Genomic DNA, 25698 nt, shown 5'->3' with positions numbered 1-25698 from the left:
ACCCGGCCGCCGGCGCGCTTCTGCCCGCCGGCCGCTGACGAGCCTACCCTCGCAAGGACGTGCATTTTTTCGAGTGTTTCCAGACTGCCGGGACTCTGTCGGATCCGCCTCCCGACTGCGCCGACACGGCATTTGGCACATGAATACGGACCTGGTCATCTGAGCGCTCAATCGAGTGACCCGTCCCCTCTTATGGGGCGTGCGCCAACACGACCCCACCCCCGCGAAGGCCGGGGTATGGGCAACGTCTAAAGTGGCGTGGTACGCGCGAGCCTTTACCGCGACTTCACCGGGAAGGCTCGCTGGGAGTCTCTGTCAGGGGTGTGCGTGACGGCCGTCGAATCCCGTCCAGCGGGTGTGGTTCGTGGTGCGAGCCAGGGCCCGGTTCACCGGCCGTTCGGGGCCCGTGTCAAGGCGTTCGTGGCTCTGACCAAGCCGCGGATCATCGAGCTGCTGCTCATCACCACCGTTCCGGTGATGTTCCTGGCGCAGCAGGGTGTGCCGGACCTGGGGCTGGTCCTGCTCACCTGCATCGGCGGCTACCTCTCCGCGGGCGGCGCCAACGCGCTCAACATGTACATCGACCGGGACATCGACGCCCTGATGGACCGCACCTCGCAGCGCCCGCTGGTGACCGGCATGGTCAGCCCGCCCGAGTGCCTCGCCTTCGGCATCACCCTCGCGGTCGTCTCGACGCTCCTGTTCGGATTCACCGTCAACTGGCTGAGCGCCTGGCTGTCCCTCGGCGCACTCCTCTTCTACGTCGTCGTCTACACGATGCTCCTCAAGCGGCGTACCTCGCAGAACATCGTGTGGGGCGGCATCGCGGGCTGCATGCCCGTGCTCATCGGCTGGTCGGCCGTGACCGACTCGCTCTCCTGGGCGCCGGTCATCCTGTTCCTGGTGATCTTCTTCTGGACCCCGCCGCACTACTGGCCGCTGTCCATGAAGGTGAAGGACGACTACGCGCGCGTGGGCGTGCCGATGCTGCCGGTGATCGCCTCCAACAAGGTCGTCGCCAAGCAGATCGTGATCTACAGCTGGGTGATGGTCGCCGTCTCCCTGCTGCTCACCCCGCTCGGCTACACCGGCTGGTTCTACACGGCCGTCGCGCTGGCCGCCGGCGGCTGGTGGCTGTGGGAGGCGCACGCGCTGCAGAACCGGGCCAAGGCCGAGGTCACCGGCGTGAAGCTGAAGGAGATGCGGCTGTTCCACTGGTCGATCACCTATGTGTCGCTGCTGTTCGTGGCGATCGCGGTGGACCCGTTCCTGCGCTGACACACGCCGGGCGTACGTCACAGAGCCCTGCTCTCGCCAGTCGATCTACCCACGAGTAGCATCCTGGCCATGGCAGACACGCAGCAGGTTGACGCGAGGGCCGACCGCAAGGCCGCAAAGCTCGCCCGGGAGATCAGCGCCTTCGCCAAGGCCCACGGCGGCGCCGAGGGCCAGGTGGCCTACATCGGCGAGCGCGGTGCCCGCATCGTCCTCGTCGGCGAGGACGGCGGCTGGGGCGACCTGGTGGCCCCCAGCACCGAGATCGCCCAGCAGGCGGTGGAGAAGGCCGGTATCACCGTCCACGAGTCCTTCGACGGCGAGTTCGCGGCGAAGGTGAAGACGGGCTCGTACGAATGGAAGCGGATGGCCGGCATTCAGATCGGCGGCTGAACAGCGCGCCCCTGAAGGGGGCAGGGAACTGCGGGCGACCATGACGGACCGGTAGCCGCAGACGAACGCCCATTCCCGAGCCCATCCGCGACCTCGAACCCCGTTCACTCGTTAAGCCGCGAAAGCCGGTGCAACGGGGAGTCCGGGATGATCGAAACGCCGTCCCTCGTGGACCAGTACTGCCACGGCGTACTGCGAACAGAGCTGGGCCTCGGCACCTTCGAGGCCCAACTCGCCCGCACCGAGGGCCCACCCGCAGCGGGCACCACCCTCTTCGACACCCAGACGGGATTCGCCGTACGGCGCTGGTGCCCGCCCCTGCTCGGACTGGAACCGCACTGCCCGCCCGCCCGCTATCTGGCCCGGCGCCGGGAACTGGGCGTCCTGGAAGCGGGCCGCAGGCTGCTGCGCGGCAGCGGCATCACCACCTACCTCGTCGACACCGGCCTGCCCGGTGACCTCACCGGCCCGGCCGAGCTGGCGTCCACGGGCGATGCCGACGCCCGTGAAATCGTCCGGCTGGAGCAGCTCGCAGAGCAGGTCGCCGACACCTCCGGCACCGTCGAGTCCTTCCTCGCCAACCTCGCCGAGTCGGTGCACGGCGCCGCCGCGAACGCGGTCGCCTTCACCTCCGTCGCGGGGCTGGGACACGGCCTGGCGCTCGCGCCCGAGCCGCCGGGACCGGGGGAGGTGCGGGGCGCGGCGGGCCGTTGGCTGGCCGGTCGGCGGGTCGGCGGGCCGCTCACCGACCCGGTGCTGTTACGGCATCTGCTGTGGATCGCCGTGGCCTCCGGCCTCCCGCTCCAACTGCACGCCGGGCTCGGCGAACCGGCGTCCCGCATCGACCGTACCGACCCCGTGCTGCTCACCGACTTCGTGCGGGCCACGGCGGGCCTCGGCACCGACCTGATCCTGCTGCACGGCTACCCGTACCATCGCCACGCCGCGCATCTGGCCGGCGTCTTCCCGCACGTCTACACCGACTCCGGCGCCGCACTGGTCCGCACCGGCGCCCGTGCGGCCACCGTCCTCGCCGAGATCCTGGAGCTGGCCCCCTTCGGCAAGATCCTCTTCTCCACGGGCGCCCATGGCCTGCCCGAGCTGCACGTCGTCGGCGCCCGGCTGTTCCGCGAGGCGCTGGCCCGGGTCCTGGGCATCTGGGTCGCCGAGGGCGCCTGGTCCCTGGAGGACGCCCAGAGGGTGGCCCAGATGGTCGCGGCGGACAACGCGCGCCGGGTTTACGGACTGGAGTGAGCTGCCCAGACTGGGCGGATGCCGACCGCATCGCTGCTCGACCGGTTCCTCGACGGACTCACGCCGCTGCGGCCCCGCGCGGTGTGGGCACACGGCTCACTGGCCGGCGGTGACTATCAGGAGGGCCGCAGCGACCTGGACCTGATCGCCGTACTGCCGGGCCCGGTGCGCCTCGGGACCGTACGGCGGGTGGCGGCCCTGCACCGGCGGCTGCGGGCCGAACCCCTCGCCCCGAAACTCCACTGCAGCTATCTGACCCCGGCCACCCTGGGCGACCTGGACCGCTCGCACCTCACCTGGGCCCACGGACGCGTGCTGCGCCGCCCGGTCACCCCCGTCACCCGGCGCGAGCTGCACGACTTCGGGCGGGTGCTGTACGGCGGATCCCCGGCCGGGCTGCTCCCGCGGGTGCCGGAGCGGCAGTTGCACGACTTCGTCGTACGGGACCAGCGGGACTACTGGCGCCCGGCGGTGGACAAGGCCCGGCTGTGGCGGCAGGACGTGTGGGTGGACCTGGGCCTGCTCACCTTCGCCCGGGCCACCGTGACCCTGCGCGACGGGCGGCTGGTCTCCAAGCGGGAGGCACTCGCCGAACTCCCGGCGTTGGGCGCTCCTGTGGAGGTCGTCGAGGACATCACCCGCCGGCGTTACGACGACGACCCCGCCCCGGCCGCCCAGGACTGGCGCGACCGCCGTGCCGAGCTGACCCGTGCCTACCTCGGCCCGGCGATCGACACGCTGGTCACCACCTACGGGTGACTCACGCGCGCGTGCCCACCGTCATCTCGGCCGAGGGGCCGGGCAGGTCCGGCATGGCCTCCGGGCGTTCGCGCAGCGCCAGCAGGACGCGCAGCACACCGATCCACACCAGGCAGGAGCCGAGCATGTGCAGGCCCACCAGCAGCTCGGGCAGGTGGGTGAAGTACTGCACGTAACCGATCACACCCTGGCCGAGCAGGATCAGGAACAGATCACGGGTGCGCGCGAGCGGGCTCTTCGGCGCGTCCACCGCCTTCAGCACGAACCACAGCGCGAAGGTCAGCGTCACCACGATCCAGGCGAGCACGGCGTGCAGCTTGGCCACCGTCTCCCAGTCGATGGGGATCCGCTTGACGTCGCTGGAGTCGCCCGCGTGCGGCCCGGCTCCGGTCACCACCGTGCCGATCGCGATGAGCAGCAGGGACGCGGCCACCAGGAACCACACCAGCTGCTGCACGGCCTTGCCGACCAGCGGCCGGGGCGCGCCGTCGCCCTCGCGGGTGCGCTGCCACATCAGCGCGGCGACGGTCGTCAGGGCCGTCGCCAGCAGGAAGTGGGCCGCGACCGTGTACGGGTTGAGGCCCACCAGCACCACGACGCCGCCGAGGATCGCGTTGCTCATCACCAGCCAGAACTGCGCCCAGCCCAGCCGGGTCAGACTGCGCCGGTACGGCTTCTCGGAGCGGGCGGCGATGATCGCCCAGCCGACCGCGGCGCACAGCACGTACGTCAGCATCCGGTTGCCGAACTCGATCGCGCTGTGGTAGCTCAGCGCGGTCGTCGGCGTCAGCGAGCCGTCGGTGCACTCGGGCCAGGTCGGGCAGCCGAGGCCGGAGCCGGTCAGACGGACGGCGCCGCCGGTGACGACGATGACCACCGACATCACGAGCGCGGCGAGGGCCGCCCGCTGGACCGTCCGGGGAGAGGGGGTCCAGCGTTCGGCGATGAAGGCGAGCGGGTTGCGCACGGCCGCTGCGGCGTCGGCGGGGTTCAGCTTGGGCACGCCCACCATCGTAGGCCGCCGCTTGTGCACGCTTTCACGAGGGTCCGCCGTGCGGGCTCACTCCCAGCGGAAGAACTTGCCCGCCGCGGCCAGCCCGACGACCGCCCACACCGCGAGGATGCCCAGGTCGCCCCACGGCATCCCGGCGCCGTGCTGGAGCACGTCCCGCAGCCCGCCGGAGAGCGCCGAGATGGGCAGCAGCCCGAGCACGTGCTGTGCGCTTGAGCCGAACTTCTCCAGCGGCACGATGACGCCGCCGCCGACGAGGAGCAGCAGGAAGACCAGGTTGGCGGCGGCCAGGGTCGCCTCGGCCTTCAGCGTGCCCGCCATCAGCAGGCCGAGGCCGGAGAAGGCGGCCGTACCGAGGATCAGCAGGAGCAGGACGGCGGCTGGGTTGCCGTGCGGGGACCAGCCCAGCGCGAACGCGATCGCCGTGAGCAGGATCACCTGGAGGACCTCGGTGACCAGCACGGACGCGGTCTTCGCGGTCATCAGGCCCCAGCGGGGCAGCGGCGAGGAGGCGAGCCGCTTGAGCACGCCGTAGCGGCGCTCGAAGCCGGTCGCGATGGCCTGCCCGGTGAACGCGGTCGACATCACCGCCAGCGCCAGGATGCCGGGGGCGAGGAAGTCGACCGCCTCGCCCTTGCCGGTGTCCACGATGTCCACCGAGCTGAAGAGCGCCAGCAACAGGGTCGGGATGACCACGGTCAGCAGCAGCTGCTCGCCGTTGCGCAACAGCATCTTCGTCTCCAGGGCCGCCTGCGCCGCGATCATGCGGGGGAGCGGCGCCGCGCCCGGCTTGGGGGCGTACGTACCGGTTGCAGTCGTCACGAGCGCAGCTCCTTGCCGGTCAGCTCCAGGAAGACGTCCTCCAGGGTGTGCCGCTCCACCGAGATCCGCTCCGGCATCACTCCGTGCTGGGCGCACCAGGAGGTCACGGTGGCCAGCAGTTGCGGGTCGACCTTGCCGACGACCCGGTAGGCGCCCGGGGTGAGTTCTGCGGCCGTGCAGTCGGCCGGAAGGGCCTTCAGCAGGGAGCCCACATCGAGGCCGGGGCGGCCGGTGAAGCGCAGGGTGTTCTCGGCGCCGCCCTTGCACAGCTCCTCCGGGGAGCCCTGGGCGATGACCCGGCCGCCGTCGATGACCGCCACGTCGTCGGCGAGCTGCTCGGCCTCTTCCATGTAGTGGGTGGTGAGGATCACCGAGACGCCGTCGGCGCGCAGGTCCTTCACCAGGTCCCAGGTGGCCCGGCGGGCCTGCGGGTCCAGGCCGGCCGTCGGCTCGTCCAGGAACACCAGCTCCGGGCGTCCGACGACGGCCATGGCGAGCGCGAGGCGCTGCTGCTGGCCGCCGGACAGCCGCCGGTAGCCGGTCCGGCCGCAGCTGCCGAGGCCCAGCCGCTCGATCAGGGCGTCCACGTCCAGCGGGTGCGCGTGCAGCTTGGCCACGTGCCGGAGCATCTCGTCGGCCCGGGCGCCGGAATACACGCCGCCGGACTGGAGCATCACGCCGATACGGGGACGCAGCTCGGCGGACTGGCGTACGGGGTCGAGGCCCAGGACGCGCACCGTGCCGGAATCCGGCTTCCGGTACCCCTCACAGGTCTCGACCGTCGTCGTCTTCCCCGCCCCGTTGGGACCGAGTACGGCGGTCACGCCCGCCCCGGCCACCAGGTCGAGGCCGTCCACCGCGGTCTTCGTGCCGTACCGCTTCACCAGGGCCTGGACCTGGACCACAGGCTCACTTCGCATGGTCCCAGAGTCTAGGGAGACCGCTTGCCGTCCGGACCGGCGGGTAGGGGAACTCACTCCTCCCGGGGTCGGTGCAGCGGCAGCCACCGCTCGGCGTAGGCCACCGCGTCCGCCACCGGGAACAGCCGGGCGTCCGCCGCGCCCACCTTCCCGCGCACCACGGGCCGGTCCCGCTCGAAGTCGTGCCCCAGCTCGTCGAACCGGTCGGCGTCGATCGACACCTCGACCACCGTCTCCCAGCCGCCACCAGGAGCGGGCCGCCCGACCTCCACCAGCGGGGCGGGTATCCGGTACTCGGCCAGGTGGAAGGCGGTGCAGGAGTCGTAGCCCGCGCCGAGCAGCAGGACCCGGGCGCCCAGCTTCTCCAGCCGGGCCAGCGGGCTGTGCTCGCCGAGCCGGCAGTCGGGGGCGTGGCCGTCGGTGATCTCCCGCGCGCGGGGGCCGAGCGCCGCGAACGAGGTGTGCGGGTGCGCGCTGCGCAGGGCACCCGGCCAGGTCCGTACGGTCTCCGGGATCACGCCGACCCCGCGGGTGGGGGTGATCAGCGGGTCGTACGGCGGCATGGTCGCCCGGATCCGGTCCCACCACTGCCGGGGCACGGGCGGTCTGCTCCACAGCGCGGGGTCCGACAGGTCGGCCGACTGGGCGGGGACGACGAGCGTGCCCGAAGGGCCCAGTGTGTCGAGCAGTCCCTGGACGACCGCGACGGCTCCTCCGTTCACCCAGCCGAGAGAGCTGAGCGAGGAGTGGACGAGGAGGGTTTCCCCGGTCTCGACACCCAGAAGGCGCAGCTGTGCGGCGAGGATGTCGCGGGTGACGAGAGGGCCGGTGGGAGGGGGTGTCGGCATGGTCGCGAGTCTTCCGGACGGGCCCGCGTGCCGCCACCGAATTGCCTGCTCAGGACAGTGCCCGTGATCGATCAGAGATCGTTTCCGCAGGTCACATTAGGTATGCCTAAGTGACGCAGGGCACCGCTCGATGATCCGGACGGCGCTTGTCAGGCTCCGCGGAATTACGCAACAATGGCGTTGTGAAAAACGTCGGCGAGGCTCGGGAGACCCCCCTGGGGGTCCCGCAGGAGGAACTCGCGACCGGTGAGCGCTCCACGCGCAACCGCGTCGCGCGCTCCATCCTGGACCACGGCCCGTCGACCGTCGCCGAACTCGCCGGCCGGCTGGGGCTGACCCAGGCGGCCGTTCGGCGCCACCTGGACGCACTGGTCGCCGACGACGTCGTGGAGGCCCGCGAACAGCGTGTGTACGGCACGCGCACGCGCGGCCGCCCCGCCAAGGTCTTCGCGCTGACCGACTGCGGCCGGGACGCCTTCGACCAGTCGTACGACAAGCTCGCCGCGGACGCGCTCCGCTGGATCGCAGAGCAGGGCGGAGGCCCCGAGGCGGTCGCGGCCTTCGCCCGCGCCCGGATCGCCGCCCAGGCGAGCGCGTACCGCAAGGCGATCGAGGCGGTCACGCCGGACAAGCGAGCCGAAGCCCTGGCCAAGGCCTTGAGTGTCGACGGGTACGCTGCTACGGCGCGCAACGCACCGGTCGGCGAGCAGCTGTGCCAGCACCACTGCCCGGTCGCTCATGTCGCGGAGCAGTTCCCGCAACTGTGCGAGGCGGAGACGGAGATCTTCGCCGAGCTGCTGGGTACCCACGTCCAGCGACTGGCGACCATCGCGCACGGCGACGGCGTCTGCACGACGTTCATCCCCAAGACATCCACTGACGCACCTGCAACCACGGCCGGGAGGAACCCCGCATGACTCTCCCCACGGAGACTGTCCACCCTGAGCTCGAGGGCCTGGGCAAGTACGAATACGGCTGGGCCGACTCCGACGTGGCCGGTGCCTCCGCCAGGCGCGGCCTGAACGAGGAGGTCGTCCGCGACATCTCCGGCAAGAAGTCGGAGCCGGAGTGGATGACCAAGCTGCGCCTGAAGGGCCTGAAGCTCTTCGAGAAGAAGCCGATGCCGAACTGGGGCTCCGACCTCTCGGGCATCGACTTCGACAACATCAAGTACTTCGTGCGCTCCACGGAGAAGCAGGCGGAGTCCTGGGAGGACCTGCCCGAGGACATCAGGAACACCTACGACAAGCTGGGCATCCCGGAGGCCGAGAAGCAGCGCCTGGTCGCCGGTGTCGCCGCCCAGTACGAGTCGGAGGTCGTCTACCACCAGATCCGCGAGGACCTGGAGGAGCAGGGCGTCATCTTCCTCGACACCGACACCGCCCTGAAGGAGCACCCGGAGCTCTTCAAGGAGTACTTCGGGACCGTCATCCCCGCCGGTGACAACAAGTTCGCGGCCCTGAACACGGCCGTGTGGTCCGGCGGCTCCTTCATCTACGTGCCGAAGGGCGTGCACGTCGAGATTCCGCTCCAGGCCTACTTCCGCATCAACACGGAGAACATGGGCCAGTTCGAGCGGACGCTGATCATCGTCGACGAGGGTGCCTACGTGCACTACGTCGAGGGCTGCACCGCCCCGATCTACAAGTCGGACTCGCTGCACTCCGCGGTCGTCGAGATCATCGTCAAGAAGAACGCCCGCTGCCGCTACACGACCATCCAGAACTGGTCGAACAACGTCTACAACCTGGTCACCAAGCGCGCCGTGGCCTACGAGGGCGCGACCATGGAGTGGATCGACGGCAACATCGGCTCCAAGGTGACGATGAAGTACCCGGCCGTCTACCTGATGGGCGAGCACGCCAAGGGCGAGACCCTCTCCATCGCCTTCGCGGGCGAGGGCCAGCACCAGGACGCCGGTTCGAAGATGGTCCACATGGCGCCGAACACCTCGTCCAACATCGTCTCCAAGTCGGTGGCGCGCGGTGGCGGCCGTACCTCGTACCGCGGCCTGGTCGAGATCGGCGAGGGTGCCCACGGCTCCAAGTCGAACGTGCTGTGCGACGCGCTGCTGGTCGACACCATCTCCCGCTCCGACACGTATCCCTACGTCGACGTCCGCGAGGACGACGTGTCCATGGGTCACGAGGCGACCGTCTCCAAGGTCTCCGAGGACCAGCTCTTCTACCTGATGAGCCGCGGCCTCTCCGAGTTCGAGGCGATGGCGATGATCGTGCGCGGCTTTGTCGAGCCGATCGCCAAGGAGCTGCCCATGGAGTACGCCCTCGAGCTCAACCGGCTGATCGAGCTGCAGATGGAAGGCGCGGTCGGCTAAGGCCCGCCCCATCGGTCAGCACACGTCTTACTCAGAAAGCGAGCACTACGACAGCCATGGCTGAGGCTCAGAACACCCCGGTGGGCTCCACCACCGCCGGCCAGATCGCGGTCGCCGCGGAGTCGACCGTCGTCTCGCGCATGAGCGCGCCCCCGTCCTTCGACGTGGCGGACTTCCCGGTCCCGCACGGCCGCGAGGAGGAGTGGCGGTTCACCCCGCTGGAGCGCCTGCGCGGGCTGCACGACGGCACCGCCGTCGCGAACGGCGGGGGCGTGAAGGTCACCGTCCAGGCCCCCGAGGGCGTCACCGTCGAGACCGTCGGCCGCGACGACGCCCGCCTCGGCAGGGCGGGCACCCCGGTGGACCGCGTCGCCGCCCAGGCGTACTCGGCGTTCGAGAAGGCCGGCGTGATCACCGTCCCCAAGGAGACGGTGCTCACCGAGCCGATCCGGATCGCCGCGCACGGCGAGGGCGGGGTCGCCTACGCCCACCAGGTGATCGAGCTGGGCGCCTTCGCCGAGGCCGTCGTGGTCATCGACCACACCGGTGACGTCGTGCTCGCCGCCAACGTCGACTACGTCCTGGGCGACGGCGCCAAGCTGACCGTCGTCTCCGTCCAGGACTGGGACGACAAGGCCGTCCATGTGGCCCAGCACAACGCGCTGGTCGGCCGGGACGCCTCCTTCAAGTCCGTCGTCGTCACCTTCGGCGGTGACGTCGTCCGCCTGCACCCGCGCGTGACCTACGCCGGCCCCGGCGGCGAGGCCGAGCTGTTCGGCCTGTACTTCACCGACGCCGGGCAGCACCAGGAGCACCGCCTGCTGGTCACCCACAACACCCCGCACTGCCACTCGAACGTCGTCTACAAGGGCGCGCTCCAGGGCGACGACGCGCACGCGGTCTGGATCGGCGACGTGCTCATCGAGGCCAAGGCCGAGGGCACGGACACCTACGAGATGAACCGCAACCTCGTCCTCACGGACGGCGCGCGCGTCGACTCGGTGCCGAACCTGGAGATCGAGACCGGCGAGATCGTCGGCGCCGGCCACGCCTCCGCCACCGGCCGCTTCGACGACGAGCAGCTCTTCTATCTGATGGCCCGCGGCATCCCGGAGCACGAGGCCCGCCGTCTGGTGGTCCGCGGCTTCTTCGCCGAGCTGGTCCAGCAGATCGGCGTCGCCGACATCCAGGAGCGCCTGCTCGCCAAGATCGAGGAGGAGCTGGAGGCTTCGGTCGCATGACCTTCGTACGTGTCTGCGGGCTGAGCGAGCTGGAGGAGGACACCCCGAAGCGGGTGGAGATCGACAGCACGCCGGTCTCGGTCGTCAAGACCGAGGGCGAGGTGTTCGCGATCCACGACATCTGCTCCCACGCGAACGTCTCGCTCTCCGAGGGCGAGGTGGAGGACTGCCAGATCGAGTGCTGGCTGCACGGCTCCTCCTTCGACCTGCGCACCGGCAAGCCGTCCGGCCTCCCGGCCACGCGCCCCGTCCCCGTATACCCCGTCAAGATCGAAGGGGACGACGTTCTCGTCTCCCTCACCCAGGAGTCCTGAGGCACCCATGGCAACGCTTGAAATCCGAGACCTGCACGTCACCGTCGAGGCCGACAACGCCACGAAGGAGATCCTCAAGGGCGTCGACCTCACCGTGAAGCAGGGCGAGACGCACGCCATCATGGGCCCCAACGGCTCCGGCAAGTCGACCCTCGCCTACTCCCTCGCGGGTCACCCGAAGTACACGATCACCAACGGCACCGTCACCCTCGACGGCGAGGACGTCCTGGCGATGTCCGTCGACGAGCGGGCCCGCGCCGGCCTGTTCCTGGCGATGCAGTACCCGGTCGAGGTCCCCGGCGTCTCGGTCTCCAACTTCCTGCGCACCTCCGCCACCGCCGTCCGCGGCGAGGCCCCCAAGCTGCGCACCTGGGTGAAGGAGGTCAAGGAGGCCATGGAGCGCCTCAACATGGACCCGTCCTTCGCCGAGCGCAACGTCAACGAGGGCTTCTCCGGCGGTGAGAAGAAGCGCCACGAGATCCTCCAGCTGGAGCTGCTCAAGCCGAAGGTCGCGATCCTCGACGAGACGGACTCCGGTCTGGACGTCGACGCGCTCCGCATCGTCTCCGAGGGCGTCAACCGCGTCCGCGGGACCGGCGAGGTCGGCACCCTGCTGATCACGCACTACACGCGCATCCTGCGCTACATCAAGCCCGACTTCGTCCACGTCTTCTCCGGTGGCCGGATCGTCGAGTCCGGCGGTGCCGAGCTGGCCGACAAGCTGGAGGACGAGGGCTACGAGGCATACACGAAGGGTGGCGTATCCGCGTGACACAGCTGCCGGGCCTCCTCGACACCGAGGCGATCCGCAAGGACTTCCCCGTCCTGGACCGACAGGTCCACGACGGCAAGAAGCTCGTGTACCTGGACAACGCGGCGACCTCGCAGAAGCCGCGCCAGGTGCTGGACGCCCTGAGCGAGTACTACGAGCGCTACAACGCCAACGTCCACCGCGGTGTGCATGTGCTCGCCGAGGAGGCCACGGCGCTGTACGAGGGCGCGCGCGACAAGGTCGCCGCGTTCGTCAACGCGCCGAGCCGCGACGAGGTGATCTTCACCAAGAACGCCTCCGAGTCGCTGAACCTCGTGGCGAACATGCTGGGCTGGGCCGAGGAGCCCTACCGGGTGGACCACGAGACCGAGATCGTCATCACGGAGATGGAGCACCACTCCAACATCGTGCCGTGGCAGCTGCTGGCGCAGCGCACCGGCGCGAAGCTGAAGTGGTTCGGTCTGACGGACGACGGCCGGCTGGACCTGACCAACATCGACGAGATCATCACCGAGAAGACGAAGATCGTCTCCTTCGTGCTGGTGTCGAACATCCTGGGCACGGTCAACCCGGTCGAGGCGATAGTGCGCCGCGCCCAGGAGGTCGGCGCGCTGGTCTGCATCGACGCCTCCCAGGCCGCCCCGCACATGCCGCTGGACGTGCAGGCCCTGCAGGCCGACTTCGTGGCCTTCACCGGCCACAAGATGTGCGGCCCGACGGGCATCGGCGTCCTGTGGGGCCGCCAGGAGCTGCTGGAGGACCTTCCGCCCTTCCTGGGCGGCGGCGAGATGATCGAGACGGTCTCGATGCACTCCTCCACCTATGCCCCGGCGCCGCACAAGTTCGAGGCGGGCACGCCCCCGATCGCCCAGGCGGTCGGTCTCGGCGCGGCGATCGACTACCTCCAGTCGATCGGCATGGAGAAGATCCTCGCCCATGAGCACGCGCTCACCGAGTACGCGGTGCAGCGACTGCAGAAGGTCCCGGACCTGAGGATCATCGGCCCCACCACGGCCGAGGACCGGGGTGCCGCGATCTCCTTCACGCTCGGTGACATCCACCCGCACGACGTGGGCCAGGTCCTCGACGAGCAGGGCATCGCGGTCCGTGTGGGCCACCACTGCGCGCGGCCCGTCTGCCTCCGGTACGGAATTCCTGCGACCACGCGAGCGTCGTTCTATCTGTACTCCACGCCGGCCGAGATCGACGCACTGGTCGAGGGGCTGGAGCACGTACGGAACTTCTTCGGCTGAGAGGCGTGAGCTGAAACCGTGAAGCTGGACTCGATGTACCAGGAAGTCATCCTGGACCACTACAAGAACCCCCATGGGCGTGGTCTGCGGGATGGCGACGCCGAGGTGCACCATGTGAACCCGACGTGCGGCGACGAGATCACCCTCCGCGTGAAGTACGACGGCACGAAGATCGCGGACGTCTCGTACGAGGGCCAGGGCTGCTCCATCAGCCAGGCGAGCGCGTCGGTCCTCAACGAACTGCTGGTCGGCAAGGAACTGACCGAGGCGCAGAAGATCCAGGAGACCTTCCTGGAGCTGATGCAGTCCAAGGGCAGGATCGAGCCCGACGACGCGATGGAGGAAATCCTGGAGGACGCGGTCGCGTTCGCCGGTGTCTCCAAGTACCCCGCGCGGGTCAAGTGCGCCCTCCTGAGCTGGATGGCGTGGAAGGACGCGACGGCCCAGGCTCTGGGTGGCGCCGACGCCGAAAGGAAGACGGCATGACCGACACCGCAGAGATGAAGCCCGCCTCCGAGGAGGAGCTGCGCGAGGCCCTGATGGACGTGGTCGACCCCGAGCTGGGCATCGACGTCGTCAACCTCGGCCTGATCTACGGCATTCACATCGACGACTCCAACGTGGCGACCGTCGACATGACCCTGACCTCCGCGGCCTGCCCGCTGACGGACGTCATCGAGGACCAGGCCAAGTCCGCCACGGACGGCCTCGTCAATGAACTCCGCATCAACTGGGTCTGGATGCCCCCGTGGGGCCCCGACAAGATCACCGACGACGGCCGCGAGCAGCTTCGGGCGCTCGGCTTCAACGTCTGACACAGCGCCTGTGAAAGGGGCCATGGCCGTGTGCCGTGGCCCCTTTCGCGTGGCCGGGCTTCGGGTGCTCAGCCCAGCCCGTCCACCAGCAGGAACGCCGAGTCGGCGCGGTAGAGGCCGGTGTTCTGGTACGGGTCCAGCCTCAGCTGGAAGTTCTGGTGGCGCAGGAAGCGGCCGGGGTAGTTGACCGACTCCAGCATGGTCGCTCCGCCGATGGAGGAGGGGCGGGGGCAGAAGGTGGCGTCCTGGCGGAACAGGGGCGTGCCGTCGTCGTGTTCGGCGCGCAGGAGGAAGTTCCGGTGGCGCAGATAGCCGCCGTCCGCCGTCGCGAAGGAGTAACAGGAGCTGTCGGCAAGGCCTTTGACGACAGTGAAGCTCGCGGCGCGGCGGTCGGCCGGGGTGGTGACCGGGTCGAGCCGTACGAAGTCGCCGCTGATGTGCCAGTAGCGGTCGGGGTAGTTCAGGGAGCGGACCGATCGCCGGGTGGAGGCGGGTTTTGTGGAACTCCCCTGCTCGGCCGGTGACTTGGACGGTGTGGGTTTCGGGCTCTGGGTCGGGTACGGGGCGGTGGCGGGTGGTGTCACCGACGCCGCCGTGGTTCTGCCTCCGGCCGCAGCGGCCGTACTCGCCGACGGCGAGGCGAAGGAGAGCAGGCCGGGGCCGTTGTCCGTGGGGGCTCCGGTCGGCTGTGCGGCGGTCGTGGTGTGCGGCGGTCCGTCGTTCACCGCCAGCGCCGTGATGCAGGCGGTGACCACCGCGAGCGCCAGCGCGCCGGCCAGCCAGAGTCTTCGGGTGCCGGAGGAGCGGGAGGAATCGGCGGTCCAGCCGGTCTCCCAGGGATGGGGGGTGTGGTCGGGCATGGCCCCGCACATTAGCGCCGGAAGACGGCTCAGCGAGCGGTTTCTATGAAAGTGAAATTTCCTCCTTGCGTACGCTCGTACGTATCGGTTGTGTACGCCCGTACGCATCCTTGTGTACGCTTGTACACATGGGATATCTGACACTCGCCGGCGCCATCGCCGCCGAGGTCGCCGCGACGACGGCGATGAAGTACAGCGAGGGGTTCAGCCGGTTCTGGCCCTCGCTCGTGACGGCTCTGGGCTACCTCGTCTCCTTCGCGCTGCTCGCCCAGACGCTGAAGACCGTCCAGATCGGCACGGCGTACGCGATTTGGTCCGGCGTGGGCACCGCGGCCATCGCCCTCCTCGGACTGCTGCTGTTCGGGGAGGGGCTGGGCCTGGCCAAGGTAGGCGGCATCCTGCTGATCGTCGGCGGAGTAGTCGTGCTGAACCTGGGCGGGGCGAGTCACTGATGCCCCGCCGCTACGACCCCGACCGGCGCCGGCGCCTCATCGACGCGGCGATCCGCGTGGTCGGCCGGGACGGCATCGCAGGCCTCAGCCACCGCTCGGTCGCCGCCGAGGCGGACGTACCGCTCGGCTCCACGACGTACCACTTCGCCACCCTCGAAGAGCTGATGGTGGCCGCGCTGCGGCAGTCGAACGAGAACTTCGGCCGGGTGCTGGCCGAGCAGCTGCCCAAGGACGGCGAGGGCGATCTCGCCGCCGAACTCGCCCGCGCGCTCGGCGCGTGGCTGGACGGCGACCGCACGGGCGTGGAGCTGGAGTACGAGCTGTATCTGGAGGCCCTGCGCCGGCCCGCCCTGCGCCCCGTCGCCGCCGAGTGGACCGAGGCGGCGGCGGCCCTGCTGGCCCGCCGCACGGACCCGGTCACCGCCCGCGCCCTGCTCGCCCTGCTGGACGGGATCTGTCTCCAGGTGCTGCTGACGGGCGGTTCGTACGACGAGGGGTACGCCCGCGCCGCCCTGTCTCGGCTGATCCCCTGAAGCGGCGCCCGGCACGTGAGACGCGGTTCGCCCTGACCACCCCGCCCACGTTAGGTTTTCTTCCATGACCGACTCTGCTTCCCGCACCACCGGCGCCGTCGCCGCCGGCCTCGCCACCCTCGCCTCCGACGGCACCGTTCTCGACACCTGGTTCCCGGCCCCCGAGCTGGTCGCGGAGCCGGGCCCGGCCGGCACCGAGCGACTCACCGCCGAGCAGGCGGCTGAGCTGCTGGGCGGCGGCGCGACCGCGGCGATCGGCCCGGACGCCCGCCGGGGCGTCGAGGTGGTCGCGGTCCGCACGGTCATCGCCTCGCTCGACGAGAAGCCGATCGACGCGCATGACGTCTATCTGCGTCTGCACCTGCTCTCGCACCGCCTGGTCAAGCCGCACGGCCAGAGCCTGGACGGCATCTTCGGCCACCTCGCCAACGTCGCTTGGACCTCGCTCGGCCCGGTCGCCGTGGACGACATCGAGAAGGTGCGGCTGAACGCCCGCGCCGAGGGCCTGCACCTGCAGGTCACCTCGATCGACAAGTTCCCGCGCATGACCGACTACGTCGTCCCCAAGGGCGTCCGCATCGCCGACGCCGACCGGGTCCGCCTCGGCGCGCACCTCGCCGAGGGCACCACGGTCATGCACGAGGGCTTCGTCAACTTCAACGCCGGCACGCTCGGCACCTCCATGGTCGAGGGCCGGATCTCCGCCGGAGTCGTGGTCGGCAACGGCTCCGACATCGGCGGCGGCGCCTCCACCATGGGCACCCTGTCCGGCGGCGGCAACGTGATCATCTCCATCGGCGAGCGCTGCCTGATCGGCGCCGAGGCGGGCGTCGGCATCGCGCTCGGCGACGAGTGCGTGGTCGAGGCCGGCCTCTACATCACCGCCGGCACCCGGATCACCATGCCCGACGGCCAGATCGTCAAGGCCCGCGAGCTGAACGGCGCCTCGAACATCCTCTTCCGCCGCAACTCGGTCACCGGCGTGGTCGAGGCCCGCCCGAACAACGCGGTCTGGGGCGGCCTGAACGACATCCTGCACAGCCACAACTGACCCGACCGCGCCTCAGCGCCCTCCGCCGTGTGTGGTGGAGGGCGCTGTGTCATGCGGATGGCGCTGTGTCATACGGACGTCGGCGTCGCGAACTCCCGCAGTGCCGCGAAGTCGTCCTCGCGCAGGCCGATTCTCGGGTTCACGTGATGGAGCAGGGCCGGGGCGGGGTGACGGGCGGCCACGTACGCGGTGTCCGCCGCGCTCTGCTCGTCGTCGACCCAGGCGAACGGGCGGCCATCGGCGTACGCCACGATCGCCTCGGTCTTCCAGTGCACGCCGTCCGGTCGCTCGGCGAACAGGCCCGTGCCGAAGTCGAGGTACGGCAGCTCCGGCAGGCCCACGACGGGGGCGATCCAGACATTGGCCTCGGCCATCCAGCTCGTCGCCCAGACCAGTTCGTAGCCGAGCCGGAGCAGGGCCGGGCCGTGGCGGGGGTTCAGCCAGACGCGCAGCGGGCGCCGGGAGAACTCGGGCACCCGGATCGTCGTATAGCCCTCGGGGCGGCGTTCCGGCTGGGCCGCGTACGGGTTGAGGGGGCCGTCGACGTCCAGGAACAGCAGGGGGCGGCTCACCGGGCCACCGTACGACAGGGGAGGCGGGCCGGTCCTCGGGGTTTTCTCCGGCTCCGGACGGGATCCTCGGTCGTCGCCCGGGGCGGCAAGCGGTGCCGAGTGTTGATCAGGCCGTCGTGAGCGCCTCGTGGCGCGCCAGCAGTCCGTCGGCCGCCTCCTGGTCGGCGGGCAGCAGGGGTGCGCGCACCGGGCCCGCGGGCAGGCCCAGGCGGGCGAGAAGGGCCTTGGCGGTGACCGTGCCGGGCAGGCCCGCGCCCATCATTGCCTCGATCAACGGCGTCGCGCGCAACTGGAGTTCGGCCGCCCGGGCGGTGCCGCCGGCGTCGAAGGCGTCGAGGATCGCGGCGATCCGGCCGGGTACGGCGTTCGCCACCGTGCTCACACAGCCCGCCGCGCCGACCGCGTACAGCGCGAGTACGTGCTCGTCGCAGCCCGCGTAGTACGCCAGGTCCGTGTGGGCCAGCACCTTCTGGGTGCCGAGGAAATCGTAGGAGCAGTCCTTGACGGCCACGATCCTCGGGTGCGCGGCGAGGCGGATGATCGTGTCCGGTTCGATCCGGGTACCGGTGCGGCCCGGGATGTCGTAGAGCATCACGGGCAGTCCGCTCGCGTCGGCGACCGCGCGGAAGTGCGCCTCCACCGCCTGCTGTGGCGGCCTGCTGTAGTACGGCGTCACCACCAGCACGCCGTCGGCGCCCGCCTGCTCGGCCGCCAGGGCCAGCTCGACGGTGTGCCGGGTGTCGGCGCTGCCCACGCCCGCGACCAGGGACACCCGGTCGCCGACCGCCTCCCGGACGGCCGTGACCAGCTCCGTCTTCTCCGCGTCCGTGGTGGTGGGCGATTCGCCCGTGGTGCCGTTCAGCACCAGGCCGTCGCACCCCTCGGCCACCAGCCACGCGGCCAGCTTCCGGGCGCCGTCCAGGTCGAGGGCGCCGTCCTCGGTGAACGGCGTGATCATCGCGCAGAGCGTGCGGCCGAAGGGGCGGGTGGTGGTGCGTGAGGTTGTCATACGGGTAGTGTCGGCGGCCTGTCGGTGAAGCTCTACTTAAATTCTCTACATGGTATTGATAAGCATTGCTGAGGGGTTCGGGTCGGTGGCCGAAGGTCCTGTGTCCAACTCGGCCCATCATGGGTCACTATGGCCGGTGGGTCACCGACGTCCGTCATGGGAGGCACCATGAAGCTCGGCAAGGCACTGGCCACGGGAGTCGCCGAGGAGCGGCCGCACGTCGAGGAGGAGCAGGCCTCGCTCCCCGCGGAGATCGCCGTCCCCGGCGAAGTCGGACCGGCCGAGCCGGCCCGTGAAGAGGTTCCGGCCGTCCGATGAGGTTCCGGCTCCCCGCGGAACGCCCGACGGAGCCGCCGACCGGATACAAGATCGCCCACCCGGTGCTGTCCCAGGACGGCACCCGGGCCGGGTTCACCGGCGTGTCGCTCGGCGGCGCGCTGCCGTACGCCGTGCTCGACGACGCCGCGTGTGTCTATGGCCGCCGGCACCGGCCGCCGGCCCGGCTGTGCGACTGCGGCTTCCACTGTGTCCACGACCGCGGTGCCGCCGAGGCCATGCTGTGCACCGCCGAGCACCGGACCGCCCTGCTGCTGGAGGTCTCCGTGCTCGGTGCCTACATCCGCTTCGAGCGCGGCTTTCGCTATGCCCGGCAGCGGGTGCGCTCGGCCACCGCCGGTCCGTGCGCCTGTGGTGCCACCGCGGTCGCGCTCGGCGACGCCGGCTGGGGCAGGCCCGGCTGGCGGGCCCTCGCTCCCGTCTGCGGCGGCTGTGTGCGCGGCCGTACGTCGGTTTCGCTCGTCGGTTTCGCCCGGCTGGCCGGGCACGGGGTGCGGGTGGTGGCACGGGGTGGTGACATCGGGGTCCCGGCCGCCGAGTCGGCGGGTGCAGTGGAGCCCGGGGTGCCTGAACTCGTCGCCGAGGCAGCGTTGTTGCAGGCGCGACTCGACTGGTTTCAGAGCCAACTCGCGCGCCTCGGCGAGCGCGGGGGCGGGGGCGGGGGCGTCGAGCGGGACTGACTGTCTTCGGGCCGGGTACCCGACGTCTGGAGCGTGGGTGCGGATGCCTGGGGCGGCTCGTGCGGGTGCGTCGTGGCCGGGGTCGCGCCTACGGTGGGTTGTGGGTCGGTGCCGCGCCGGGTGGTGTCCGGCCTCGGTGCGGCGCGCTGTCCTTCGAGGGCGCGCGTTTTCGCCGGCCGCTGCGGGCGGAGACCACGCGCCAGGTCCCCTCCCCGCCGGGCGCGGCCTCAGGAGGCATCATGCTCAGCGCTACAGCGGCGAAGGCGGAGCCGTTCGTCGACGCGATCAGGGAAAGGGCACATCGATGAAGCACAGGATTCCGCACGGGTCGGGCGCCAAGGGGCCCGACGAGCTGCGGCAGCAGATCGAGCACACCAGGCACCAACTCGGCGAGACCGTGGCCCAGTTGGTCGGCAGGGCCGATGTGAAGGGCCGGGCCCGGGTGCGGGCCGCCGACCTGAAGGACAAGGCCGGTGCCATGACCGTGCAGCTGCGCGAGAGCGCCGCCCAGGCCGGCCACGTGGTGCAGGGGCGGGCGGCACAGGCGGGGCACGTGGTGCAGGGCCGGGCCGCTCAGGCGGGGCATGTGGTGCAGGGCCGGGCCGCGCGGGTGGGGCATGCGGCGCAGGGCCGGGCGAGTCGTGCCGGGCATGCCGTCCAGCACCGGGCCGGACGCGCCGGCCATGCCGTCGAGGACTCCGTCCCGCAGCCCCTGCGCGGCGCGCTGCGCGCGGGCATGCGGCATCCGGGACCGGTCCTCGCCGTGGGCGTGCTGGGCGCGGCCGCGGTGACGGCCGGTGTCGTCCGGCGCCGGCAGCGTCACCATTGACCGCCCCATGGGGGTCGGAGGAATTCGAGGTCGTCCGCCTGGCAGGGCTGGCTGAACGGAGTGTTCAGCCAGCCCTGAGAGCGGCTTCGCTCACGGACGGAAGCGCAGCACCTGCGGGTCGTGGTCGCTGATCTGGTCGTTGAACTCCGAGTTGGTGTGGACGGAGTCGTAGTCGAAGTCACAGCCGCGCCGGATCGCCGGGCTGATCAGGATCTGGTCCAGGACCTGCTCGTTGCCCTGGTAGTCGTAGGTGTAACGCTCGCTCCTGGGCAGCGACTTGATCGCCGACCACAGCTCGCCGTCGCCCTCGAGGATCTTCGCCGTCCCGGAGAACTCGAAGTCGTTCATGTCGCCGAGCGCGATGACGTTCGCGTTCTTCTGGACGGCCAGGATGTCCTTGACGAACGCGTTCACCTCGGTCGCCTGTGCGTGGCGCTGGATCTCCGAGCTGCGCGTCGGAGGCTGGTACTGCGAGGTCAGGCCCTGGTCGCCGCCCTTGGAGATCAGGTGGTTGGCGATCACGAAGACGGTCTTGCCCCGGAAGACGAACTGGCCGACCAGCGGCTTGCGGCTGTCCTTCCAGGCCGCGTTCGCCGGGTCGATCCGGCCGGGGGAGACCGTCAGCTCGGCCTTGCCGTACTCCTTGGTGACGCCGACCGCGGTGGTGGAGTCGCCGCCCGCGCGGTCCACGAAGGACACCCGCTCCGGGTTGAACAGGAACACCTGGCGGATGTTGCCGCCCGGCTCGCCGCCGTCCTGGTCGTTGACCGGGTCGATCGAGCGCCAGTCGTACTTCGGGCCGCCCGCCGCGACGATCGCGTCGATCAGCTTGTTCACGGTGACGCTCGCGTCGACCGTGCCGTCGTCCGTGGCGCCGTTGTTGTCCTGGATCTCCTCCAGGGACACGATGTCCGGCGACTGCAGGTTGTTCACGATCGCGGCGGCGTGCTGGTCGAACGTCTTGTCCGACGGGTCGAGGTTCTCGACGTTGTAGGTGGCCACGGCCAGCTCGCGGCCCGACTGCTTGCGCGTGGTCTCGCGCTCCAGGCCGCCGCTCTGCAGAGTGCCGAGCTTGCTCGCCACCAGGGTGTAGCCGCCGTACTGGTTGAAGTCCAGCGGGCCGGTGGTGGCGCCCTCCAGGGTGTCGCCGACGTTCGCCTTCGGGAAGTCGGCGGTCGAGCCCAGCGACTGGATCTGCAGCCGGCCGGTGTTCTGGGAGTCGTAGGAGCCGTAGACCGTGCCGCCGCGCACGTTGCGGTGCTCCCACGGCTTCACCGTGACCCACAGCTCGCTGTACGGGTCGGTGCGGCCGACCACGCGGGTGTCCTCGACCTGGACGTTCATGCCCTCCAGGGACTCGTAGTAGTCCAGGGCGTACTTCGAGGGGTCCAGTGTCAGGCCGTTGATCGAGCCGCCGGCCGCGGTGTCGCCCTGCGGCGCGTACTCGTCCGGGACCGAGTCCTCGTCGATCACGACCGGCGCCGGGACCGCGTTGCCGGTGGAGACCGTCGTGATCGTCGGCTTGGTGATCTCGGTGACCGACTGGTTGCCGGAGTCGGTGCCGCCCGGGACGTACTCGGAGACCGTGCCGGTCACCGTCACCGAGTCGCCGACCGCGACCTTAGGCGTGGAGCTGGTGAAGACGAAGACGCCCTCGCTGGTGGCCGGGTTGTCGTCCGGGCTCGGATCCTGGATCCAGAAGCCTCTGGACGAGCCGTACGTCCGCGTGGCCGTGACGATGCCCGGCACATCCGTCACCTTCTGGCCCGCGAACGGCGATATTCGGGTGGTGCCCTGAACGTCGTGGATGCGCACCGAGTCGGCGTGCGCGGGAGAGGTGAGGACGACGGCGGACGCCGCGCTGCAGACGGCGGCGACGGTGAGCGCGGCGAGGCGCGCGGTAGACCTGCTCGGCAAGGGTTCCCTCCGGGGACGTGACGATGCGCCGGGACGAGGGTGGAACAGGAGCGTGTGGGGGTCGTAGCCCTCCGTGACACGCGTAGAGCCGAGTGAACAGTTGTCCCCCCAACTTCTACGCGCGTCAATCTCCTGCCTGACGACGGGAGTTGTCAAGGTTTCGGCCATGTACGGCGGCCGACGGAGAGATGAACCGGGCGGCATGGGTGGAAATCCGTCTAGGCTGAGCGGCTGAGCCCGTATCACGGTCCGAGGAGAACCAGCCGATGTCAGACAGCGCCCCCCTGCCGCCCGTACGGCTGCACCCCGAAGCGGAGCTGGCACGCGCCGCGCTGTCCACCCCGCTGCTCTCCCGCGCCGCCCGCCTCGCCCGCTGGGCCGGGCCCGACACCCGGGTGGACGCCGGCGGCGGACTGGTCGAGGAGCAGCTTCCGGCCGCCGCCGACCTGCTCGCCCTGAGCGGTGACGACGCCGCCGCGTATGCCAGTGAGGCCTGGCGGGTCGCCATGGACGCGGGGCTGGTCGGGATCGTGGACGAGGAGGCCGGGACGGTCCGGGCCGGCGAGGAGCTGAAGCTGCTCACCGGGGGCGCCCCGGCCGATGTGCTCGCCGTGTGGCTCGCCGCGCTGGAGACCGTCGTCGCCGACGCCAGCGTCCCCGACCTGGACGATCTGGTCGATGCCCTGGACGAGGGCGGCGAGATCGATTTCTCGTCACTCGACTGGGACCCCGAGGCGGAGGCGGAGTTCCTGGACGGCGTCCTCGGCAACCTCTATCTGCTGACGGTCAGTGAGGACGGCCCCGGCGAGGGGCCGGTGCCGCTGCCCGCCCTGGCCGCCTCCATGATCCTCCCCGACGGCATGGCCGAGCCCACCAACGACGTCCTGGAACAGGTCTCCGACGCGATGATGCGGCTGGACGACCAGTTCCGGGCGCTCGAGCCGGTCGGGCTCGTGGAGTACCAGCCGGTGGACGAGGTGTTGATGACCGATGCCGAGGAGGAGCTGGCGGCGCAGCTCGACGACACCGATGTCTCGCGCTACGGCATGGTCCGACTGACCCCGCTCGGCGTGTACGGGCTGCGGGCGCGGCTGCTGGAGGCCGGATTCCAGGCACCGGCCGTCGGTGAGCTCGCCGACAAGGGTGCGGACGCGCTGCTCGACGGTACGGCCGGGTTCGGGCAGTCCGCCGCCCGCGCCGAGACCGAGCTGTGGCTCGCGCGGCGCGAACCGCTCGACGCCGCACGGGAGTTGCTGGCGGCGGCACGGGGTGCGGACGCGGGCGCGCCGCTGCGCCGGCTGCGCTGCCAGCAGGCCCTGTCGCTGATCGGCGGGGAGGCGGAGCCGGCGCTGCGGGAGGTGCTGGACGATCCGGAACTGGGCGGGCTGGCCCGGGTGTGGCTCAGCGAACGGGGCGCGGCGGGTGTGCCGGCGCCGTCCGAGGAGCTGGTGTTCTGGCTGACCATCGACACGGTGGCCGCGCAGCTGGCGGCCGAGGGCAACTCCGAGGAGCTCCAGGCGCTGGTGGAGGGGCTGGCCGCGCAGCACAGCGGGTTCTTCTCCGCGGCCTGGCGGGTGGGGCACCCGGCCACGGCCGATGTGCTGGAGGCGATGGGGCGGCTGCATCCGGACAAGAAGGTCGCGAAGGAGGCGCGGAAGGCCGCGTTCAAGGCACGGTCGCAGCACGGGGCCTGAAAAACTCCTTGAGCTGGTCATGGCGTGACTTGGGGCGGTCATGGGGTGGCGCATACGGATTCTTGAACAAGGGCCTTTGAAGTAGTCCGTTGTTCAAGTCCCGTTCAAGGTGTGGCGGGAGCGTGTGCGCCGAACCGGGGTCCGCCACCCTCCACGGCACTCCCACCGTCTCAGGAGACACACCATGTCGCTCACCCGCAGGGACTTCGCCAGAAAATCCGCGATCACCGGTGCCGGGGTCGCCCTGGCGGGCAGTGTCGGCGCGCTGGCCACGGCGCCGAACGCCCTCGCTGCGACGGACACCGACATCGACAGCGCCGAGACGGATTCGGCGTACGGCGACCACCGCGGCGTCGGCTACGGCCCGCTGGTCCCCGACCCGAACGGCATCCTCGCCCTGCCCGTCGGCTTCGCGTACGAGATCATCACCTACAGCGGCAGGACCAGGCTGGAGTCCGGCGAGTTCACCCCGTCCAACCACGACGGCACCGCCACCTTCGAGGGCCCCCGCGGCACCACCCTGCTGGTCAACAACCACGAACTGGCCGGCGCCCGCGCCAACTGGCCGCACCCGGTGCCGCTGACCGAGGGGCTCGTCTACGACCCGGCGGCGGCCGGCGGCTGCACCGTCGTCGAGGTCCGCCGCGGCGGCGAGGTCGCCGAGTGGGTCGGCATCGCCGGCACCGCCACCAACTGCGGCGGCGGCAGCACCCCCTGGGGCACCTGGCTGACCTGCGAGGAGACCGAGGGCAAGGCCGGCAGATACGGCTTCACCAAGGACCACGGCTATGTCTTCGAGGTCGACCCGGAGGACCGCCGGGCCAACCGCGACCCCAAGCCCGTCAAGGCGCTGGGCCGCTACGCCCACGAGGCCGTCGCCGTCGACCCCAAGCGCGGCCACCTCTACCTGACCGAGGACGCGGCCGGCCCCAACGGCCTGCTGTACCGCTGGACCCCGCCGGAGGACTTCCGCCACGGCCGCGGCGCGCTGCGCACCCTCGCCGACGACGCCGGCGTGCTCCAGGCCTTCAAGTGCTTCGACTCCGGCGGCAAGTTCGTGGACGACCTGTCCCGCGCCACGAAGACCGGCACGGTCTACGGCGTCGACTGGATCGACGTCCCCGACCGCGATGCGAAGACCGTGTCGGTACGCAAGCAGTTCGCCGACGGCCAGATCACCCGCGCCCGCAAGCTGGAGGGCATGTGGTGGGGCGACGGCGGCGCCTACATCGTCTCCTCCTACGCCCGTGCGGAGAGCCCGGTCCAGCACGACGGCCAGGTCTGGTTCTACGACCCGCGGCGCCGGACCCTCACCCTGAAGGTGCTGTTCGGCGTGAACCCCGACCCGGGCAAGGACGGCGCCTTCGAGGGCCCCGACAACATCACCGTCTCCCCGTACGGCGGCCTGGTCATCGCCGAGGACGGCGAAGGCGTCCAGCACCTGTTCGGCGCCACCGAGAGCGGCCGTACCTACCCGATCGCCCGCAACGAACTGAACATCGGCACCGAAGCGGCGCCGGAGTACAGCGAGTTCACCGGCGTCACCTTCTCGCCCGACGGCAAGACCCTGTTCGCCAACATCCAGACGCCCGGCATCATGCTCGCCATCACCGGGCCCTGGAAGCGGCAGCGGCGGTAACGCCCGAAGCGGGGACTAAGACGGTGTCCTATGTGGTGAGGCGGAGCAGTCGCTTGTAACAGCACAGTGCTGCAGCGAGGCCAAGAAAGGCGAGGTAGTTGCGGGGATGGCGT

At 70.5% G+C, this 25698-nt stretch carries 28 protein-coding genes; 20 read left to right on the top strand and 8 right to left on the bottom strand.

Features of this window, described 5'->3' with window-relative positions; translation table 11 throughout:
- The first annotated feature begins 321 nt into the window (after positions 1 to 321).
- From ACFYOH_RS04550 to ACFYOH_RS04535, 4 genes are all read left to right on the top strand, one after another.
- Positions 322 to 1278 carry a heme o synthase gene (locus ACFYOH_RS04550; protein ID WP_388621137.1) on the top strand — a complete coding sequence of 319 codons (957 nt, stop codon included), beginning with the start codon at positions 322 to 324 and terminating at the stop codon, positions 1276 to 1278.
- Positions 1279 to 1347: 69 nt separating this feature from the next.
- A complete protein-coding gene (locus tag ACFYOH_RS04545) occupies positions 1348 to 1668 on the top strand; it encodes a hypothetical protein (protein ID WP_388621135.1) in 321 nt (106 codons plus the stop codon).
- A gap of 147 nt (positions 1669 to 1815) precedes the next feature.
- Positions 1816 to 2922 (top strand): amidohydrolase family protein, encoded by a 1107-nt coding sequence (locus ACFYOH_RS04540; RefSeq protein ID WP_388621133.1) that lies wholly within the window; start codon positions 1816 to 1818, stop codon positions 2920 to 2922.
- Positions 2923 to 2940: 18 nt separating this feature from the next.
- The gene (locus tag ACFYOH_RS04535; RefSeq protein ID WP_388621131.1) at positions 2941 to 3681 is read left to right on the top strand and encodes a nucleotidyltransferase domain-containing protein; all 741 of its coding nucleotides are present in this window, start codon (positions 2941 to 2943) and stop codon (positions 3679 to 3681) included.
- A 1-nt stretch (position 3682) separates the two neighbouring features.
- Here ACFYOH_RS04535 and ACFYOH_RS04530 read toward each other — a convergent pair whose 3' ends face one another.
- Genes ACFYOH_RS04530 through ACFYOH_RS04515 form a run of 4 tightly spaced genes read right to left on the bottom strand, consistent with a single transcriptional unit; the run spans position 3683 to position 7283 of the window.
- On the bottom strand, positions 3683 to 4693 hold the full coding sequence (locus ACFYOH_RS04530) for a heme A synthase (protein WP_388621129.1): 1011 nt from the start codon (positions 4691 to 4693) through the stop codon (positions 3683 to 3685).
- Positions 4694 to 4741: 48 nt separating this feature from the next.
- Positions 4742 to 5458: an ABC transporter permease gene (locus ACFYOH_RS04525; protein WP_388622302.1), complete on the bottom strand. Its 717-nt coding sequence runs from the start codon at positions 5456 to 5458 to the stop codon at positions 4742 to 4744.
- A 53-nt stretch (positions 5459 to 5511) separates the two neighbouring features.
- Complete coding sequence (locus tag ACFYOH_RS04520) at positions 5512 to 6435, bottom strand: ABC transporter ATP-binding protein (protein WP_388621128.1); 924 nt, start codon at positions 6433 to 6435, stop codon at positions 5512 to 5514.
- Positions 6436 to 6488: 53 nt separating this feature from the next.
- A complete protein-coding gene (locus tag ACFYOH_RS04515) occupies positions 6489 to 7283 on the bottom strand; it encodes an aminoglycoside N(3)-acetyltransferase (RefSeq protein ID WP_388621127.1) in 795 nt (264 codons plus the stop codon).
- A gap of 182 nt (positions 7284 to 7465) precedes the next feature.
- Between ACFYOH_RS04515 and ACFYOH_RS04510 the strand changes: the two genes are divergently transcribed.
- From ACFYOH_RS04510 to ACFYOH_RS04475, 8 genes are read left to right on the top strand one after another with little or no spacing between them, the layout of a single operon-like run.
- Positions 7466 to 8200, top strand: a complete 735-nt coding sequence (locus ACFYOH_RS04510; RefSeq protein WP_388621125.1) for a helix-turn-helix transcriptional regulator — start codon at positions 7466 to 7468, stop codon at positions 8198 to 8200.
- On the top strand, positions 8197 to 9618 hold the full coding sequence (gene sufB / locus ACFYOH_RS04505; RefSeq protein WP_388621124.1) for a Fe-S cluster assembly protein SufB: 1422 nt from the start codon (positions 8197 to 8199) through the stop codon (positions 9616 to 9618). Before ACFYOH_RS04510 ends, sufB begins: the two co-directional genes overlap by 4 nt.
- Before the next feature lie 56 nt (positions 9619 to 9674).
- Positions 9675 to 10859, top strand: a complete 1185-nt coding sequence (gene sufD / locus ACFYOH_RS04500; protein WP_388621123.1) for a Fe-S cluster assembly protein SufD — start codon at positions 9675 to 9677, stop codon at positions 10857 to 10859.
- Entirely contained in the window at positions 10856 to 11173 is a 318-nt protein-coding gene (locus ACFYOH_RS04495) for a bifunctional 3-phenylpropionate/cinnamic acid dioxygenase ferredoxin subunit (RefSeq protein WP_153535175.1), read from the top strand. Before sufD ends, ACFYOH_RS04495 begins: the two co-directional genes overlap by 4 nt.
- Before the next feature lie 7 nt (positions 11174 to 11180).
- On the top strand, positions 11181 to 11945 hold the full coding sequence (gene sufC, locus ACFYOH_RS04490; RefSeq protein WP_388621121.1) for a Fe-S cluster assembly ATPase SufC: 765 nt from the start codon (positions 11181 to 11183) through the stop codon (positions 11943 to 11945).
- Positions 11942 to 13198 carry a cysteine desulfurase gene (locus ACFYOH_RS04485; protein WP_388621119.1) on the top strand — a complete coding sequence of 419 codons (1257 nt, stop codon included), beginning with the start codon at positions 11942 to 11944 and terminating at the stop codon, positions 13196 to 13198. The genes sufC and ACFYOH_RS04485 overlap by 4 nt, the downstream gene beginning before the upstream one ends.
- An 18-nt stretch (positions 13199 to 13216) precedes the next feature.
- Positions 13217 to 13684 carry a Fe-S cluster assembly sulfur transfer protein SufU gene (gene sufU, locus ACFYOH_RS04480; RefSeq protein WP_388621118.1) on the top strand — a complete coding sequence of 156 codons (468 nt, stop codon included), beginning with the start codon at positions 13217 to 13219 and terminating at the stop codon, positions 13682 to 13684.
- The gene (locus ACFYOH_RS04475; RefSeq protein ID WP_100825566.1) at positions 13681 to 14013 is read left to right on the top strand and encodes a metal-sulfur cluster assembly factor; all 333 of its coding nucleotides are present in this window, start codon (positions 13681 to 13683) and stop codon (positions 14011 to 14013) included. Before sufU ends, ACFYOH_RS04475 begins: the two co-directional genes overlap by 4 nt.
- 68 nt (positions 14014 to 14081) lie before the next feature.
- Here the strand turns inward: ACFYOH_RS04475 and ACFYOH_RS04470 are convergent, their stop codons facing one another.
- Complete coding sequence (locus ACFYOH_RS04470; RefSeq protein ID WP_388621115.1) at positions 14082 to 14873, bottom strand: AbfB domain-containing protein; 792 nt, start codon at positions 14871 to 14873, stop codon at positions 14082 to 14084.
- A gap of 128 nt (positions 14874 to 15001) precedes the next feature.
- Between ACFYOH_RS04470 and ACFYOH_RS04465 the strand changes: the two genes are divergently transcribed.
- From ACFYOH_RS04465 to dapD, 3 genes are all read left to right on the top strand, one after another.
- Positions 15002 to 15325, top strand: a complete 324-nt coding sequence (locus ACFYOH_RS04465) for a DMT family transporter (protein ID WP_388621113.1) — start codon at positions 15002 to 15004, stop codon at positions 15323 to 15325.
- Positions 15325 to 15858, top strand: coding sequence for a TetR/AcrR family transcriptional regulator (locus ACFYOH_RS04460; protein WP_388621112.1), 534 nt, complete (start codon positions 15325 to 15327; stop codon positions 15856 to 15858). Before ACFYOH_RS04465 ends, ACFYOH_RS04460 begins: the two co-directional genes overlap by 1 nt.
- Positions 15859 to 15922: 64 nt before the next feature.
- Positions 15923 to 16909, top strand: a complete 987-nt coding sequence (dapD, locus tag ACFYOH_RS04455; protein WP_388621111.1) for a 2,3,4,5-tetrahydropyridine-2,6-dicarboxylate N-succinyltransferase — start codon at positions 15923 to 15925, stop codon at positions 16907 to 16909.
- A 68-nt stretch (positions 16910 to 16977) separates the two neighbouring features.
- On the opposite strand, the gene ACFYOH_RS04450 is transcribed toward dapD, so the two are convergent.
- Together ACFYOH_RS04450 and dapA are read right to left on the bottom strand one after the other, a co-directional pair.
- Complete coding sequence (locus ACFYOH_RS04450; protein WP_388621109.1) at positions 16978 to 17481, bottom strand: hypothetical protein; 504 nt, start codon at positions 17479 to 17481, stop codon at positions 16978 to 16980.
- 106 nt (positions 17482 to 17587) lie between these two features.
- A complete protein-coding gene (gene dapA / locus ACFYOH_RS04445) occupies positions 17588 to 18490 on the bottom strand; it encodes a 4-hydroxy-tetrahydrodipicolinate synthase (protein WP_388621107.1) in 903 nt (300 codons plus the stop codon).
- A 168-nt stretch (positions 18491 to 18658) separates the two neighbouring features.
- Between dapA and ACFYOH_RS04440 the strand changes: the two genes are divergently transcribed.
- The 3 genes from ACFYOH_RS04440 to ACFYOH_RS04430 all read left to right on the top strand — a co-directional run bounded on the left by ACFYOH_RS04440 (position 18659) and on the right by ACFYOH_RS04430 (position 20335).
- Positions 18659 to 18808, top strand: coding sequence for a hypothetical protein (locus ACFYOH_RS04440; protein WP_388621105.1), 150 nt, complete (start codon positions 18659 to 18661; stop codon positions 18806 to 18808).
- Entirely contained in the window at positions 18805 to 19506 is a 702-nt protein-coding gene (locus ACFYOH_RS04435; protein WP_388621104.1) for a hypothetical protein, read from the top strand. Before ACFYOH_RS04440 ends, ACFYOH_RS04435 begins: the two co-directional genes overlap by 4 nt.
- 304 nt (positions 19507 to 19810) lie before the next feature.
- The gene (locus ACFYOH_RS04430) at positions 19811 to 20335 is read left to right on the top strand and encodes a DUF3618 domain-containing protein (protein WP_388621102.1); all 525 of its coding nucleotides are present in this window, start codon (positions 19811 to 19813) and stop codon (positions 20333 to 20335) included.
- 90 nt (positions 20336 to 20425) lie between these two features.
- Here ACFYOH_RS04430 and ACFYOH_RS04425 read toward each other — a convergent pair whose 3' ends face one another.
- A complete protein-coding gene (locus tag ACFYOH_RS04425) occupies positions 20426 to 22252 on the bottom strand; it encodes an endonuclease/exonuclease/phosphatase family protein (protein ID WP_388621100.1) in 1827 nt (608 codons plus the stop codon).
- Between the two features lie 266 nt (positions 22253 to 22518).
- Here ACFYOH_RS04425 and ACFYOH_RS04420 point away from each other — a divergent pair, with 266 nt between their 5' ends.
- Complete coding sequence (locus tag ACFYOH_RS04420; protein ID WP_388621098.1) at positions 22519 to 23946, top strand: hypothetical protein; 1428 nt, start codon at positions 22519 to 22521, stop codon at positions 23944 to 23946.
- A gap of 184 nt (positions 23947 to 24130) precedes the next feature.
- Entirely contained in the window at positions 24131 to 25585 is a 1455-nt protein-coding gene (locus ACFYOH_RS04415) for an alkaline phosphatase PhoX (RefSeq protein WP_388621096.1), read from the top strand.
- The last annotated feature ends 113 nt before the right edge of the window (positions 25586 to 25698 follow it).

Source organism: Streptomyces sp. NPDC007856, from assembly GCF_042868225.1.
Classification (GTDB): Bacteria; Actinomycetota; Actinomycetes; order Streptomycetales; family Streptomycetaceae; genus Streptomyces.
Note: the sequence above shows the minus strand (reverse complement) of the source record. Positions and strands in the feature narration are given on the sequence as shown.

Excerpts from the sequence above, each read along its gene's own strand:
- ACFYOH_RS04545 (WP_388621135.1), top strand. The coding sequence starts at position 1,348 with ATGGCAGACACGCAGCAGGTTGACGCGAGGGCCGACCGCAAGGCCGCA.
- ACFYOH_RS04540 (WP_388621133.1), top strand. The coding sequence starts at position 1,816 with ATGATCGAAACGCCGTCCCTCGTGGACCAGTACTGCCACGGCGTACTG.
- ACFYOH_RS04535 (WP_388621131.1), top strand. The coding sequence starts at position 2,941 with ATGCCGACCGCATCGCTGCTCGACCGGTTCCTCGACGGACTCACGCCG.
- ACFYOH_RS04530 (WP_388621129.1), bottom strand. The coding sequence starts at position 4,693 with ATGGTGGGCGTGCCCAAGCTGAACCCCGCCGACGCCGCAGCGGCCGTG.
- ACFYOH_RS04525 (WP_388622302.1), bottom strand. The coding sequence starts at position 5,458 with ATGATCGCGGCGCAGGCGGCCCTGGAGACGAAGATGCTGTTGCGCAAC.
- ACFYOH_RS04520 (WP_388621128.1), bottom strand. The coding sequence starts at position 6,435 with ATGCGAAGTGAGCCTGTGGTCCAGGTCCAGGCCCTGGTGAAGCGGTAC.
- ACFYOH_RS04515 (WP_388621127.1), bottom strand. The coding sequence starts at position 7,283 with ATGCCGACACCCCCTCCCACCGGCCCTCTCGTCACCCGCGACATCCTC.
- sufB (WP_388621124.1), top strand. The coding sequence starts at position 8,197 with ATGACTCTCCCCACGGAGACTGTCCACCCTGAGCTCGAGGGCCTGGGC.
- sufD (WP_388621123.1), top strand. The coding sequence starts at position 9,675 with ATGGCTGAGGCTCAGAACACCCCGGTGGGCTCCACCACCGCCGGCCAG.
- ACFYOH_RS04495 (WP_153535175.1), top strand. The coding sequence starts at position 10,856 with ATGACCTTCGTACGTGTCTGCGGGCTGAGCGAGCTGGAGGAGGACACC.
- sufC (WP_388621121.1), top strand. The coding sequence starts at position 11,181 with ATGGCAACGCTTGAAATCCGAGACCTGCACGTCACCGTCGAGGCCGAC.
- ACFYOH_RS04475 (WP_100825566.1), top strand. The coding sequence starts at position 13,681 with ATGACCGACACCGCAGAGATGAAGCCCGCCTCCGAGGAGGAGCTGCGC.
- ACFYOH_RS04470 (WP_388621115.1), bottom strand. The coding sequence starts at position 14,873 with ATGCCCGACCACACCCCCCATCCCTGGGAGACCGGCTGGACCGCCGAT.
- ACFYOH_RS04465 (WP_388621113.1), top strand. The coding sequence starts at position 15,002 with ATGGGATATCTGACACTCGCCGGCGCCATCGCCGCCGAGGTCGCCGCG.
- ACFYOH_RS04460 (WP_388621112.1), top strand. The coding sequence starts at position 15,325 with ATGCCCCGCCGCTACGACCCCGACCGGCGCCGGCGCCTCATCGACGCG.
- dapD (WP_388621111.1), top strand. The coding sequence starts at position 15,923 with ATGACCGACTCTGCTTCCCGCACCACCGGCGCCGTCGCCGCCGGCCTC.
- dapA (WP_388621107.1), bottom strand. The coding sequence starts at position 18,490 with ATGACAACCTCACGCACCACCACCCGCCCCTTCGGCCGCACGCTCTGC.
- ACFYOH_RS04440 (WP_388621105.1), top strand. The coding sequence starts at position 18,659 with ATGAAGCTCGGCAAGGCACTGGCCACGGGAGTCGCCGAGGAGCGGCCG.
- ACFYOH_RS04435 (WP_388621104.1), top strand. The coding sequence starts at position 18,805 with ATGAGGTTCCGGCTCCCCGCGGAACGCCCGACGGAGCCGCCGACCGGA.
- ACFYOH_RS04430 (WP_388621102.1), top strand. The coding sequence starts at position 19,811 with ATGAAGCACAGGATTCCGCACGGGTCGGGCGCCAAGGGGCCCGACGAG.
- ACFYOH_RS04420 (WP_388621098.1), top strand. The coding sequence starts at position 22,519 with ATGTCAGACAGCGCCCCCCTGCCGCCCGTACGGCTGCACCCCGAAGCG.
- ACFYOH_RS04415 (WP_388621096.1), top strand. The coding sequence starts at position 24,131 with ATGTCGCTCACCCGCAGGGACTTCGCCAGAAAATCCGCGATCACCGGT.